Origin of the sequence: Cyanobium sp. Cruz CV13-4-11, assembly GCF_024346055.1 — a bacterium.
GTDB lineage: Bacteria > Cyanobacteriota > Cyanobacteriia > PCC-6307 > Cyanobiaceae > Cyanobium.
Map to the genome: position 1 here is coordinate 153,973 of NZ_JAGQCH010000006.1, position 12,891 is coordinate 166,863.

Consider the following 12,891-nt stretch of genomic DNA (forward strand, 5'->3'; position numbering starts at 1 on the left):
TGATGGCCTCCGATCCCCCTGCGATGACGGGCTCCGGCGACGTGCCCACCGTGCAGGTGCGGGACGGCAGCGGCCGGCAGCTGCTGTGTTTCCTGGAGCAGCTGATTCCCCTCGATGGCCACGACTACGCCCTGCTGACGCCGGTGGACACCCCGGTCTGCCTGTTCCGCCTCAGCGATGACGACGATCCCGAGCTGGTGGAGACCCTCAACGCCACCGAACCGATCCTGTCGGTGGCGGATGTGGTGCTGCAGGAACACGACCTCACCCTGGTCCGTTCCGCCGTCACCCTCACCGTCAGCGGAGAACTGGAGGAGCCCGACCCCGATGAACTCGAGGATGAGGAGGGCGATGATGACAGCGAGACCTACGAATTGCTGGTGAGCTTCATGGCCGGCGATGAGGAGTACGGCCTGTACATCCCCCTGGATCCCTTTTTCGTGGTGGCCCGCATGGAGGGGGCCGATGCGGTGATGGTGGAAGGAGAGGAATTCGAGCGGGTCCAGCCCCGCATCGAGGCGGAACTCGACGAGCGGGAGAGCGACGACTGATGCTGCGCGACCTGCTCACGCCGGACTGGCAGCCGGGGACCTCCCTGGCCCACCTGCCGCTGCAGGAGCTGGTCGACCGTGGCATTCGCGCCCTGGTCCTCGACGTCGACCGCACCCTGCTGCCCCGCCGTCAGGCCACCATGCCCGTCCAGGCTGAGCTGTGGCTGCGCCACGCCCGTGAGCGGATGCCCCTGCACCTGCTCAGCAACAATCCCTCCCGGCGCCGCATCGGCGCGGTGGCCGACACCATGGGGCTCCCCTACACCACCTCGGCGGGCAAGCCGCGCCGGGCCGCCCTGCGCAAGGTGCTGCTGGATCTCGATCTGCCCCCCGCCCAGGTGGCCCTGGTGGGGGACCGTCTGTTCACCGATGTGCTGGTGGGCAACCGCATGGGCCTGTTCACCGTGCTGGTCAAGCCGATCGACCCCGACGGCGAGCCCTGCCGCCAGGACCGTCTGCAGAACCTGGAGCTGCGCATGGCCCGCTGGGTGGGTTCGGTTCCCGGCTGATGGCAACCTCCGGCACACCCGCCGCCGGCGGTCTGCGGCGCGTGATCAAGGTGGGCACCAGCCTGCTGCGGGGCACCACCGAGCGGCCCACGGCGGCGGTGATCGCCGACCTGGCGGCCAGCTTCGGCCGTCAGCAGCGCCGGGGCGACCGCCTGGCCCTTGTCACCAGTGGGGCGGTGGGCCTGGGCTGCGAGGCCCTTCGCTTCAGCAAGCGACCCACCGAGGTGGTGGCCCTGCAGGCCGCCGCCGCCGTGGGCCAGGGCCGGCTGATGGGGCTTTACCAGGAGGCCTTCGCCGTGCGGGGGCTGGCGGTGGCCCAGGTGCTGCTCACCCGCAGCGATCTGGCCTCCCGGCGCCGCTATCAGAATGCCTGCCGCACCCTGGAGCAGTTGCTGGAGTGGGGGGTGCTGCCGGTGGTGAACGAGAACGACACCCTGGCCACCGATGAGCTGCGCTTCGGCGACAACGACACCCTCTCGGCCTTGGTGGCGGTGGCGATCGGCGCCGATGAACTGGTGCTGCTCACCGATGTGGATCGGCTCTATTCGGGCAATCCCCGCACCGATGCCGACGCCAGCCCGATCGAGGAGGTGCGCGACCTGGCCGAGCTGGAGCGCCTCAGCCATGTGGCTGAAGGTGGCGGGCAGTGGGGCACCGGCGGCATGACCACCAAGCTGGCGGCGGCCCGCATCGCCACCTCCAGCGGCATCCGGGTGCGCCTGGCCGATGGCCGCGATCCGGCGGTGCTCGATGCCCTGTTCGCCGGTGAGAAGGTGGGCACGGTGTTCCAGCCCAGCGCCACCCCCCTGGCCGACCGCAAGAGCTGGCTGGCCCATGCCCTGCTGGTGAAGGGCAGCGTGCGGGTCGATGCGGGCGCCGAGCGGGCCCTGCTGCAGCAGGGGGCTTCCCTGCTGGCGGTGGGCATCCGGGCGGTGGAGGGGCACTTCTCCCGGCGCGATGCGGTGCGGGTGCTGGCCAGCGATGGCCGCGAACTGGGGCGGGGCCTGAGCACCCTGAGCAGCGAGGAACTGCGCCGCATCATGGGCCTGAGCAGCGAGGAGGTGCGCCGCCAGCTGGGGCCGGTGGGCGATGCGGTGGTGCACCGCGACCACCTGGTGCTCACCGGCCCGCCCACCTGAGCCCGCCGCTGCACACCAGCCGTTCTGACGGGCGTGGCCCCTCAGCGAGGCCCCGGGCGCAGGGATTCGATCAGCTGCTCAGCCAGCCGCTGCAGGGGATGGCCTCCGGCCGGAGCTGTTCGAAAGCAGTCCTGCTGCAACAGGCTGGCCTGGGAGAGCTGGCTGACCTCGGGGGTGGGGACAGACGGCCTGTAGCGCAACAGCCAGATCCGATCGAAGTCGTCGTCGTCAATCCGGGGCATCTGCGTCCAGCCCAGCCCGCGCGCCAGCAGCGGCAGGCGCCGATGCTCCCAGGCCACCACCAGCACACCGCCGCTCAGCGCGGGATCGGCGAGCAACTGGCGGCCGATCTGCTCGGAGCGATGGTCGGCCTCTGGATACAGACGAATGTCGACCCCTGTGGCCACGGCCAGGGGAACCAAGGTCTGATAGCTGCGGGCGTTCTTGCCAGTGGCGTGATCAAAGCCGTAACTGGCCAGATGCAACCGCCTCTGCGGCACAAGGCAGGCGGGCAACAGGTGACTGAGGCGCAGGGCCTGCAGAAGTCCCGTCTCTGAGAGGTTGAAGTTGTTCCTGCCCTCCACGGGGACATCCTTGTGCCCATGGCGTACCAGCACCACAAGCTCGGGGGCGGCCGCCGCCGCCGGGGGCAGCACAGTGGCAGCGGCCAGTCCGGCATGCAACACCAGCTGCATCGCCGCTGAGGTCACAGCGCCGTCCATCAATCGCTCAGCAGGGGGAGCCCGGCCGGAGGCGGCACCAGCAAACGGCTGCGCTCTCCGGCTACCTGCTGCTTGAACGTGCGCCACTGGGGGGAAGCGATCACCTCCTGGCTGATCGCCTCGGCGAGGCGCTGGCTGGCCAGCACATCACTGGGGTAGTGCAGGGCGCAATAGGCACGCACGTAGCCCCCCTGAAGGCCCACCGGCAGCAGCCGCTCCCGGCGCTCCGGCAGCAGGTCGGCCAGCAGCAGGGACGCGGTGGCAAACCAGGTGGCGTGGCCGCTGGGGAACGACCAGGAGCCCTCCAGGGGCAGGCAGGGCTTCAGATCGGGGTGATTCACGAAGGGGCGTGGCCGGGCCACCGCATCCTTGAGCTGATCCTTGAGCCCATCGGCCCGCTTGAGAAAGGCCGGCAGTCCCGCGTAGAGGCTGGGCGATGTCCTGGCCAGGTCGGCGCCCACGGCTGCATCGAAGACGCTGAGATTGCGGTTCAAGAAGCGCCAGCTGTGCACGATCCCGGCCGGCGTGCGGCTGCGCTGGTTCCAGCGCAGAATGGCCAGATCATCGCGTTCCTGGCGGCTTCCCGGGGCCGGTGGCTGGCCGATCACGGCGCGGTAGGCGGCCGGCTGGAGCACCAGGCCCGCCGCCGGGTCAGCCGGCTGGGCCCGAGCCGGCATCCCCGGCAGCAGCCAGCCAGGCAGCAGCAGCAGGCCCGACAGGCAAAGTCCCAGACGCTGGCTGCTCATGGGTTGGGGCCGCTGTTGTGTCTCAGCACCGTAGGGGCGTCCCGGGGAAGGATCCATTCAGATCAATGCCCGGTGAGCAAAGGCCACAGGCAACGCTTTGAGCCCACGCAGCTCCAGGTTGCCCTGATACCTCAGCCGCCCCCAGGCAGACGTGGGGTCCATGGCCGAACGCCAGGTGGACGTCGAAATGGCGGCGCACGTCGAGTTGGTCGGGATCCGGGATCCGGGAACCGGGAACCGGGCCGGGTCACGAATCGCCATCAATCTCTGCCTGGACCAGCAGGCTCAACAGATCGTCGCCGGGTGGCGCCCGGCGCATCTTGAATTCCGCGCCAAAGAATGCGGTCAGCTCGTGGGTGCTCTGCAACGCCCGCTGGTACTGCTCAGCGCTCACGGCGGAGGGATCGGTGGCGAAGATCGCGGAGAAATCGTCGGACGATGTTCTTCTCTCCCTCTGGCATGTGGCTGTACTTCTTCAGGTTATTGGTCATGCGGTTCTACGGTTGGCGGATGAACTGCAAACCGCTCAACCGCTTGTCAGTTCGATCGACATGTTGGGCATCACCGGACAATGTCTGGAGTATCCAGATTCTTCGTGACGATGACACGGTTTCCACCTTTCCCGTCATCGCCAACAGCAACGGGCACGCCGTCGATCTTGAAATCAGATTCAAGGAGCAAGAATCCCATGCGATGGTGGAAGGCAACCGAGTCGCGATTGGCCGGAGCGGTCACACCATGCACTGTGCGACAGCCAAGCGAAGCGGCCGTGCCAAAGAAATGCCCATAGAGGAGCCATCCGACCCCCTCTCCACGTCGTGCCGGATGCACATCGAGACCATGGACATAGGCCTGGTCGGGATAGGTCTTCGAAACGAACCCGATGAGGAGCGCGACGATCTGACGATCTGACGATCAACGATGGCGGTGAAGGGGCTTTTGAAACCACCGGCGTCACCCACTGGTGGCGCAATGAAACCCGCGAACCGGTGCGGGCCCTAAATGACCGTGCCATCGGCCACGGTTGTGTTCTTCTCGATCACCACAATACCGCTGCGAATGGTGACTCCCAGTTCACTGCGGTCAGCCTCCTGTACCCGGTCCTTGTTGATCACCTGCACGTTGGCGCCGATGCGCACATTTTTGTCAAGAATCGCTCGCTTCACCACTGATTCTGCCCCAATCCCGAGCGGCACGCCACCACGGGAGCGCACCAGAGCGCGCTCAGCCTCCGATTCATAAGCATCGGCCCCCATCACCAGCGTGTCCTCCAGGACGGCGCCCTCCTCCACCCGCAGGCGCAGGCCCAGCACGCAGTGCTCAATCACGCATCGATCGAGCAGGCATCCCTCGCTGAGCACAGAACGGTGCAGGCGCGAATCACGGATCTGGCTGGGCGGCAGATAGCGCGACCGGGTATAGATCGGGGCCTGCTCGTCGTAAAAGCTGAAGGCGGGCTGCTCATCGGCCAGGGCAAGGTTCGCGTCATAGAAGGCCTTGATGGTGCCGATGTCTTCCCAGTACGCATCGAACAGATAGCTCTGCAGCGGCAGGTCACTGGCCAGGGCGGCCGGAATGATGTCCTGGCCGAAGTCGGTGGCCTGCGGGTGACTGGCGAGCAGGTTGAACAGGATGTCCCGCTCGAACACATAGATGCCCATCGAGGCCAGAAACGGGCGGCGCTCCGCTTCGCTGGCCGAAAGGCCCAGGGCCCCGGTGTCGACCCGCATCGCCTCGAGGGCTTCGCCCCTGGGCTTCTCGCGGAACTCTCGGATCCGCCCTTCGGCATCGGTGCGCATCAAGCCAAACCCTTCGGCGGCCGCGCTGTCCACCGGCAAGGCCGCCATCGTCACCGCTGCCCCGCTAGCCCGATGGGCCGCCACGAAGGCCGCGTAATCCATCCGGTAGAGCTGATCACCCGAGAGGATCAGCACCTGATCCACATCCCAGGCCTCGAACAACTCGCGGTATTGGCGTACCGCATCGGCGGTGCCCTCGAACCAGCTCGGGCTGTCGAGGGTCTGCTGGGCCGCCAGCACCTCCACGAAGCCGCTGCTGAAACCGGAGGAGAGGTTGTAGGTGAGGCTGAGGTGGCGGTTGAGCGATTGACTGTTGAACTGGGTGAGGGCGTAGATCTTGAGAATGCCGGAGTTGATGCAGTTGCTGATCGGGATGTCGATCAGTCGGTATTTGCCGCCCAGCGGCACCGCCGGTTTGGCCCGGGTGAGGGTGAGGGGCTGCAGGCGGGTGCCGGCACCGCCGCCGAGGATGATCGCCAGAACCCGATTCATGCGGTGAGTTCCCGCTTGAGGTGGAAGTAGAGCTGTTTGGGATCCTTGTACTGCCGAGGTAGGCAGTGATGCAGCGTCTCCAGGCGGTGCCAGCAGACGCTCCGCTGGATCTGCTTGATGGTTTTCTCTTCCCGGACCAGGATCCGCAAGGCCTTGCAGTACATGGGATAGCGGGCTTCGAGTTCGCCGATCGTGAGGGAGGTGGTGAAGGTTGCCTGGCTCATGGCAGCAACGTTTCGGACGCGCCGCATCCTTGATCAGCCGCCCGCTCGGGCGAAGCCCCCGCTTGGGGGCAATCGATCCTCAGGCACGCTGGCTCGCCGTGAAGGCATAGCGGGTGTGGAGCCTCGTGCTGGCGCCGGGGCGCAGCTCGAGTTTGCGGTCGCCGCTCAGCAGGGCTTGTCGCGGTGCGCTCCAGGGTTCGATGCACACCATCGCCCGCGGTGGCTCCGTCCAGAGCACCACCAGGTCAAGGGGGTGGCTCAGCTGCAGTTCGAGGCTGGTTCCGGCGGCTCCATCCACCAGCCGCACCGCACCCGTGGGCCGCACCAGCAGGTCGATACCGCTGGCCAGCCTCTCCATCTGAACCGCCGTGGACGCGTCCTCCATGGTGAGGTGGTTGAGGCACTGGGCCGGCAACCCCTCGAAGCGCACGCTCTCCAGGCTGGAGAGGTTGAAGTAGGGGTGCAAGCCAAAGCTGAAGGGCATCGTCTCGCTGCCGCGGTTTTCCACGGTGGTGCTGATCTCCAGCGCCCCGGGTGCCAGCCGCACCTCCATGCTGAGCAGGAAACTGAACGGGTAGGACTTCAACGTCTCCTCCGTGTCGGCCAACTGCAGCTGCACGCCAGCTCCATCCGCCAGGGCTTCCAGGCGCCAGGGCAGCTGGCGCGCAAAGCCGTGCTGGCCGAGGTTGAACACACCCTGGGGCAGTGGCAGCCGGTTGTCCGGCAGGCCTCCGGTGATCGGGAACAGCACCGGGAAGCCTCCCCGCACCGATTGGGCTGGATCGAGGAAGCGCTCGAGATCGAGGTAAACAATCTCGTGGCCAGCGCAACGCCAGCCGCTGATCAACCCACCACGTTCGGGCACAACCCGCAGCAGATCACCGCTGACGGGATCGCTGAACTCCCAGTGGGGATAGGGAGTGTCACGTTGAATCAGGGTCATGAAAGGGCCTTCCGGGCCGACATCTCCATCAATCTGCTGCAACGGGCCTGGAAGGGATGCCCCCAAGCGGGAACAGTGGCTCCGCTCAGATCTGAACCATGCCGCAGCGCATTCCCTTCAGAACGGCCTGCAGCCGGTTGTGCACGTTGAGAGTTTGCAGGAGCCGCTTGGTGTAAGTGTGGGCGGTTTCATCACTCACCACAAGACGCTTGGCGATCTCCCGGTCGCTGAGGCCACTGGCCAGCAGGTCGAGAACTTCATATTCGCGGGGAGTGAGCCTGGGACAGCTCAGGTAGGGCAGGATGCCCGTCCGCAGCGAGGAGCTGCGGTAGGAGTGCCCGCCGAGCACGGCCATCACGGCGGCCTGCAGTGGCTGCTGATCGTCCACAAAGTCCGCCTCGGCCACAACGGCTTCCAGCCACGGTGCCTCGATGCACTCGGCAGGAATCACATCCCCCAGCGCCAGGATCACGGCGTGGAGCTTCGGATGACGCTGGCGGGCCTCACGCACCAGATCGAACCCGTTGCCGCTTTCCAGGTAATCGGTGCAGACGAGCAACTCGTAGGGATCGTCGGCTTCCGTCGCCAGATACCCGAGGCAGTCCTCCTGCTCGGTGACGGCGCAGGTGATCCGGGTATACCCCCCGAAGCTCCGGCACAGGGCCCGCAGCAGAAAGCGGCCTTTCGCCGCGATGGCAACTCGGCCAGGAATCACGATCGATTCCAGGCCTTCTTCATGGGTCCCCTTGTCGGCAGTGGCCAGGAAGGGCGTGAGATCCATGCTCCGGCGGTTGCCTCTGGCTGGGAAGCGAAATGAGCCAGGTGCAACCCTAGGAGCGTAAGGGCCTGCTGTGGAGCCGATCCCGTCTCAGTCGTCGTAGACGCGGCAGTTGATGTCGGAGGGGTTGAGGTCACAGAACACCTCGAAGGGAGAGGGGGCCTCGGGCACCTCGGGATGGCGCTGCTGGAACTCCTCCAGTTCCTTGATCTGCTTCTCGATCTTGCTGGCGATCGCTTGCTCACCTTTGGCCTGGGCCTCGGTGAGGGCGGAGCGATAGGTCTGGAGCTGGTCTCCGATGGTGGCCATAGCACACGGCCCCAGCGGGGCCCGAATTGGCCTGGTGAATGTAACCCTGCGGGCTCCCTGGTCGGGACACCCGACCCGCCGATCGCAGGGCAACGTCTGCCGTGATGTCAGTAATTATGCGCATTCTGCGGGGCTGCATCGTGTCGGCGTCCGTTGATCCGGCAGGGTGGTGCGGCCACGCAGGATCGATTCCATGGCCGATGCTCCCTATCTCGTTGCCCTGGCCCTGGTGGAGTTTGCGGGCAAGCGCGCGCTGCCGCTCACCGGTAAATCCCAGTCCGCAGCTGCTGCCGATGCCGTCGATCCCGGCGATGACGGTCGCACCCTGGCGCTGGAACTGCTGCTGCGCCTGTGGCAGCGCAGCGAGGAGGGCCCTCTGCAACAGGCCGCTGGGGAGGCCAGCCTGCTGCTGGTGGAACTGCCGATGGAGGTGATGAGCGAACAGCTGCCCCTGCTCAAGGCGAACTGGATCTCCGGCGGGGAGACGGCGGCGTTGCTCAGCAGCCTGGAGGGGCTGGCGATCAGGGCCTGGCGGATCACGATCGCGAAATATGAGCCGGTCAGTTTCATCGCCTGGCCCTGATCGCCGGTGGGCCATGCCCCCCATCTGGGGACAATCGCCGCCCGGGCTCGATTCGTCACCGCTGTACGCCCCACAGCCGCGTCGACATCTGGACCCATGGCCTCACGGGGGCGGAGTAACGCGATTCGATCAACGCGGAAGACTTGCTGCTGCCAGCCGAGGTTGTGCTCCCCGGAGGGGGCTGACGCAGGAGAACCGCGAGGGCGAGCAGGTTGTCCCAGTCGTTGGGGCTCAGACCCTGCCCGAGACGACCACCACGGCCTGCAACAAGGCTGCCAACACAAGCTCGCTCAGTGTCATCTCCATCGGCCTGATCGAATCCCTGCTCAGGCCACACGCTCTGCCGACAGCCCTGGCGACGGCGCCCCCCAAGCGGGGGCAAAGCCTCCCCGGATGGGGACTGGGCCTCTGGCACCCTGACCCAGCAGGCTGACCAGCGAACCGGTCCAGGCTGGACCCCCTTGCCCGCTCTGCCGCCATGACCATCTACAAGGTCACCCTCGTCAATGCCAACGAGGGACTGAACCGCAGCATCGACTGCGCCGATGACCAGTCGATCTTCGATGCGGCGGCGGATCAGGACATTGATCTGCCGGTGTCCTGCCGCGCTGGCTCCTGTTCGTCCTGCGCCGGCAAGTTAATCCGTGGCACAGTGAACCAGGAGGATCAGGCCTTCCTCGATGAAGACCAGATCGCGGCCGGGTTCGTGCTCACCTGCGTGGCCTTCCCCACATCGGATTGCACCATCGAAACCCATGCCGAGGAAGCCCTTTATTGACTGATGGCAGCGGGTCAGATCGCTTCGTAGCCCAGGAGTTACTCAGCGGGAAGTTGAACGGTATGACTTACCCGCATGGCGTTGTTGCGCTCGGCCAGGCTGGATGGATGGCAGGCCTCAGCAGACAGGCGCCATCGGCTTCCCACTGACGCGTCAGCATCATCAGCTTTGAACATCCATCCCCTCTCGTGAGGCATCGTTTCTTGCCATGGGGCGGGAGAGGGAAGAGCCTGAGCCGTTGGCCATGGCTGACGCCGTGCCGGAAGCTTTTCGTGTGGAGGTTGCCCCGTGCGGAGCGATCCCCCTGGATGGGTACGATCCCGAGGCTGTGATCCGCACGGAGTCGTTCTGCATCCTGGCGAGACGGACGCTCAGCTGATTGAGGGACAGGGTTCGCGATCCAGGCTGCCCTGGCGCAGGGCGGCCACATCCTGATCCACCTGGGCCAGACGCTCCATCACCAGTGCCAGGTCCAAGGCCGAGAGTTCGCCATCCATGCCCCATTTCATGCAGGTGCGGCCCAGGCAGCTGCTGGCGTTGATCGTGATTGTCGGGTTCGCCATGGCGAACGTCCTTGCTTTGGATGGTTCCAGTGTCGGTCGCCTGAGCCTGGGTGTGATGCCCCCAACAGGGGGCAATCCCCGCCACCTGTTGAGGATCGTCGAGGGACCGTCAGGATCTCGCCAGCTCGTGAGACAGGAGCCATAGAGACAGACGGGATCGCGATACTGATCTGGTAGGCAGTGGTGCGGCATGTCCAGCCGCTGCCAGCAGACGGAGCGGCGGGCCTTGGTGGCTCTTTTGCCCTCCCGAGCGGGGATCCGCAGGGCTTAGCCATCGAGCGGATCGATCGCTTCCAGCTCACCCCCAGTCAAGGATGGGGCTGGATCTGCTGCCTTCGCCAGCGAACGTGCCTGCGATCAATCGCTCCTCCATGCAAGGTGCCGCCCATCAGCGCCCGTGGCCTTGCTTCCCTTATCGACGTGGTGCCGCTGAGCCGATGTGTGTGAGCCTGGCTGCCTCCTGAGCTGGCCTTTCACCCCGAGGCACTGCGGGGCTCGGTCCATCGCTACAAGATCGCGCTCCGCGCAGCCTGCATGCGACTGGTCTAGGAAGTCCAGGATCAGGATATGATGCTACGGATTGCCGTGGGCAGAAGGGACCGCAATGGTGTTGACGGGCAGGCTGATCGCCGACTGGGCAAAGGCTTCCACCCAGCTTCAGACTCCTGCAATTAGAATTGATGCAATTGAATCGTATGTGTCGGTGATGCCATAAAGGTAGGCAGTTATTTCGCGAGGCACTGTCCCGCCGCTTGGTATTCTCAGTCTCACGAGCCATGACTGCATGGCGCACAGACCCGTTCCACACGACATCTGCCTTGGAGACGGGCACTCTCTGACTCGTCAAGCATATCAGAAATGCATGTAATTTAACGCGGCGGCTAATGGGAGCAAATTCGATCAGAAGATCCACATCGCTTTCCCTGGGTCGAGAATCGCCACTAATATCTGAGCCAAAGGCAAAAAGCCATTGAACGCTGTACTTATAGCTCAGCTTGCCGATGGCTTCTTTGTGATTCTCGAGAATAGTGGTCATGTTTCACATCTTGAGCCTTCCCGCCCTACGCAACAGGTTTGAGGGATTCTGAGCTTACAGAGATTGGCACCTAGTATCATACTAACGCTTGCCATCACCTGGCCGCAGTGAGTTTATGGGAACAATGAAGCATCTGGTGGCGGCTCAGGTGAATGGCAATGTTAGACGGACCCAACAGTGCCTCCAAGAAAGGCCGAGTATGCACTAGTCAGCATAGCCTTACCAGCAAACTCGACAACTGCACCGTGAGCAACGATGACTCTATCGAAGTTCCAAGACAATACCTCCTGAATTGACTTACGAAGTGAGTCTTTGTCCGACGAAGCTATCCGTTCAAGAATAGTAGGCTCAAGTCGATTGTATCCACCAGCGATTCGAGTCGTGAATCTAGTTAGCCAGGGAAATGAGTAATCGAAATTGAATGCGCTATCTGTCAGGACTATTGTTTTACTAGGCACGTGGCAAAAGGCAAACTCGTTCAAAGGGGAGGGCCCCAAAGGGCCCATCGTCTTTAGACCAGAAAGACTGCAGATTTGGATTCCGGCCCATGGTGAAGGCCCGGCAGACATCAAAAGATTATCAATCAACAGATCAGGGCACTTCCTCTTTAGAGCGGAGGACCCCCATAGGTTGGCTTGTGGATAGCGATGCTTGAATTCATTGCAGTAAAGATGATGGTATGAATTTGGCGCAACCAGATCGCTTACGACACCAAGCTCTGACAGCTCTTCATCGAGGTCAAGTGTTGGCTTGATTGGCGATATGACAATTAGCCTGCAAGATTCTTGATCGCGGATCACAGTCATCCTGGTGCCGATGCTTAGGCCAAAATACTTCTGCGGCTGTTCAGCAACCCAGATGTTTTCATCAAGACATTGAAGCATGACTCAGCGAATCTGTTGGGAACTAAGTATATGTAGAAGACCTGCCTGGCGTCAGGCCTGCCACTAACGGTCGTAGCCAGACTGGTTCCGACTAACGCTTGCCATCACCTGGCCGCAGAGCGCCAGGAAGATCAACAAAGAGCATGCGGCGGCGGCTCAGGTGTATGGCATTGTTAGCCGATGTCCCGCCAGCATCACAGATGACCTGGTTCAAGGCCAGTGTACTTGGCGATTCGAGACAACATCCTGGGGCCAATCTCCTCGCCATCATGGAATGCAAAGATATAGTCCGGATAGTCTGGATGTTCAAGGGTCTTGTGAGATCCTGACTGACGCTTAACTCTCCATCCAATGGACTGCAAGGCGGCCAATACTTTCTTGGCTTTGGCTGACGGCCAATTACTCATGCAGAGAGTGGAAGCGTAAACAGGATGCTGACTGGCTCTGATTCGCCATTTTCAAGCCGTTCGGCCATAACACGAAGGGCTAAGACTTCAGCCTTTGCCATTGCATCAGCACAGGAACTTCCATAAGCAAGAACTCCAGGTAGCTCTGGCACCTCGGCGATCCAACGACCGTCTACTTCTTGTTCGCATTCCAACGTGAAATTCATGTTTACAGCCGAGCTGATGCCACTGTAGCCAGAACCCAGGTTAGAGCGCATCCATTTCTTCCGCCCAGCCCGGCTCCCTACCCAGAGATTCGGCTAACGCTGCCCCTGAGTGGCAGGCAAGAAGCTATCGCCATCGAAGCAGACTTGACGGCGGCCTGTCCACTCCAGGGGCTTGTTCGAAGGTGTCGCATCTCCACAGGCAGCGTTTGCGGACCTACGCCT

General features: G+C 63.6%; 18 protein-coding genes and 1 pseudogene. 5 read left to right on the plus strand and 14 right to left on the minus strand.

What is annotated here, in order from left to right:
* Nucleotides 1-2: 2 nt before the first annotated feature.
* Genes KBZ12_RS06825 through proB form a run of 3 tightly spaced genes read left to right on the plus strand, consistent with a single transcriptional unit; the run spans nucleotide 3 to nucleotide 2,199 of the window.
* Nucleotides 3-551, plus strand: a complete 549-nt coding sequence (locus tag KBZ12_RS06825; RefSeq protein WP_216909093.1) for a DUF3727 domain-containing protein — start codon at nucleotides 3-5, stop codon at nucleotides 549-551.
* Complete coding sequence (locus KBZ12_RS06830) at nucleotides 551-1,060, plus strand: YqeG family HAD IIIA-type phosphatase (protein ID WP_254957151.1); 510 nt, start codon at nucleotides 551-553, stop codon at nucleotides 1,058-1,060. The genes KBZ12_RS06825 and KBZ12_RS06830 overlap by 1 nt, the downstream gene beginning before the upstream one ends.
* A complete protein-coding gene (gene proB / locus KBZ12_RS06835) occupies nucleotides 1,060-2,199 on the plus strand; it encodes a glutamate 5-kinase (protein WP_254957152.1) in 1,140 nt (379 codons plus the stop codon). Before KBZ12_RS06830 ends, proB begins: the two co-directional genes overlap by 1 nt.
* Nucleotides 2,200-2,240: 41 nt before the next feature.
* Here proB and KBZ12_RS06840 read toward each other — a convergent pair whose 3' ends face one another.
* The 9 genes from KBZ12_RS06840 to KBZ12_RS06880 all read right to left on the minus strand — a co-directional run bounded on the left by KBZ12_RS06840 (nucleotide 2,241) and on the right by KBZ12_RS06880 (nucleotide 8,212).
* The gene (locus KBZ12_RS06840) at nucleotides 2,241-2,921 is read right to left on the minus strand and encodes a hypothetical protein (protein WP_254957153.1); all 681 of its coding nucleotides are present in this window, start codon (nucleotides 2,919-2,921) and stop codon (nucleotides 2,241-2,243) included.
* Nucleotides 2,921-3,667, minus strand: coding sequence for a phosphatase PAP2 family protein (locus tag KBZ12_RS06845; RefSeq protein ID WP_254957154.1), 747 nt, complete (start codon nucleotides 3,665-3,667; stop codon nucleotides 2,921-2,923). Before KBZ12_RS06845 ends, KBZ12_RS06840 begins: the two co-directional genes overlap by 1 nt.
* A 247-nt stretch (nucleotides 3,668-3,914) precedes the next feature.
* Nucleotides 3,915-4,061, minus strand: a complete 147-nt coding sequence (locus tag KBZ12_RS06850) for a cytochrome P450 (RefSeq protein ID WP_254957155.1) — start codon at nucleotides 4,059-4,061, stop codon at nucleotides 3,915-3,917.
* A gap of 167 nt (nucleotides 4,062-4,228) precedes the next feature.
* Nucleotides 4,229-4,498, minus strand: a complete 270-nt coding sequence (locus KBZ12_RS18625; protein ID WP_396100771.1) for a GNAT family N-acetyltransferase — start codon at nucleotides 4,496-4,498, stop codon at nucleotides 4,229-4,231.
* Nucleotides 4,499-4,665: 167 nt separating this feature from the next.
* Nucleotides 4,666-5,958 carry a glucose-1-phosphate adenylyltransferase gene (locus KBZ12_RS06860; protein WP_254957157.1) on the minus strand — a complete coding sequence of 431 codons (1,293 nt, stop codon included), beginning with the start codon at nucleotides 5,956-5,958 and terminating at the stop codon, nucleotides 4,666-4,668.
* Nucleotides 5,955-6,182: a DUF3136 domain-containing protein gene (locus KBZ12_RS06865; protein ID WP_254957158.1), complete on the minus strand. Its 228-nt coding sequence runs from the start codon at nucleotides 6,180-6,182 to the stop codon at nucleotides 5,955-5,957. The genes KBZ12_RS06860 and KBZ12_RS06865 overlap by 4 nt, the downstream gene beginning before the upstream one ends.
* A 79-nt stretch (nucleotides 6,183-6,261) precedes the next feature.
* Nucleotides 6,262-7,125: a galactose mutarotase gene (locus tag KBZ12_RS06870; RefSeq protein ID WP_254957159.1), complete on the minus strand. Its 864-nt coding sequence runs from the start codon at nucleotides 7,123-7,125 to the stop codon at nucleotides 6,262-6,264.
* Between the two features lie 85 nt (nucleotides 7,126-7,210).
* On the minus strand, nucleotides 7,211-7,906 hold the full coding sequence (locus KBZ12_RS06875; RefSeq protein ID WP_254957160.1) for a response regulator transcription factor: 696 nt from the start codon (nucleotides 7,904-7,906) through the stop codon (nucleotides 7,211-7,213).
* A gap of 87 nt (nucleotides 7,907-7,993) precedes the next feature.
* Nucleotides 7,994-8,212 carry a CP12 domain-containing protein gene (locus KBZ12_RS06880; RefSeq protein ID WP_254957161.1) on the minus strand — a complete coding sequence of 73 codons (219 nt, stop codon included), beginning with the start codon at nucleotides 8,210-8,212 and terminating at the stop codon, nucleotides 7,994-7,996.
* 193 nt (nucleotides 8,213-8,405) lie between these two features.
* Between KBZ12_RS06880 and KBZ12_RS06885 the strand changes: the two genes are divergently transcribed.
* Entirely contained in the window at nucleotides 8,406-8,795 is a 390-nt protein-coding gene (locus tag KBZ12_RS06885) for a hypothetical protein (RefSeq protein ID WP_254957162.1), read from the plus strand.
* A 478-nt stretch (nucleotides 8,796-9,273) separates the two neighbouring features.
* Nucleotides 9,274-9,573: a 2Fe-2S iron-sulfur cluster-binding protein gene (locus tag KBZ12_RS06890; RefSeq protein WP_254957163.1), complete on the plus strand. Its 300-nt coding sequence runs from the start codon at nucleotides 9,274-9,276 to the stop codon at nucleotides 9,571-9,573.
* Nucleotides 9,574-9,944: 371 nt separating this feature from the next.
* Here KBZ12_RS06890 and KBZ12_RS06895 read toward each other — a convergent pair whose 3' ends face one another.
* From KBZ12_RS06895 to KBZ12_RS06905, 5 genes and pseudogenes are all read right to left on the minus strand, one after another.
* Nucleotides 9,945-10,136: a hypothetical protein gene (locus tag KBZ12_RS06895; protein WP_254957164.1), complete on the minus strand. Its 192-nt coding sequence runs from the start codon at nucleotides 10,134-10,136 to the stop codon at nucleotides 9,945-9,947.
* A gap of 156 nt (nucleotides 10,137-10,292) precedes the next feature.
* Nucleotides 10,293-10,400 (minus strand): annotated as a pseudogene (locus tag KBZ12_RS18630) (DUF3136 domain-containing protein); the annotation flags it as partial.
* Nucleotides 10,401-11,333: 933 nt separating this feature from the next.
* Nucleotides 11,334-12,056: a DUF4336 domain-containing protein gene (locus KBZ12_RS18635; protein WP_396100776.1), complete on the minus strand. Its 723-nt coding sequence runs from the start codon at nucleotides 12,054-12,056 to the stop codon at nucleotides 11,334-11,336.
* Between the two features lie 194 nt (nucleotides 12,057-12,250).
* Nucleotides 12,251-12,463 (minus strand): type II toxin-antitoxin system HicA family toxin, encoded by a 213-nt coding sequence (locus KBZ12_RS06900; protein ID WP_254957165.1) that lies wholly within the window; start codon nucleotides 12,461-12,463, stop codon nucleotides 12,251-12,253.
* Nucleotides 12,460-12,669 carry a type II toxin-antitoxin system HicB family antitoxin gene (locus KBZ12_RS06905; protein WP_254957166.1) on the minus strand — a complete coding sequence of 70 codons (210 nt, stop codon included), beginning with the start codon at nucleotides 12,667-12,669 and terminating at the stop codon, nucleotides 12,460-12,462. The genes KBZ12_RS06900 and KBZ12_RS06905 overlap by 4 nt, the downstream gene beginning before the upstream one ends.
* Nucleotides 12,670-12,891: the final 222 nt, after the last annotated feature.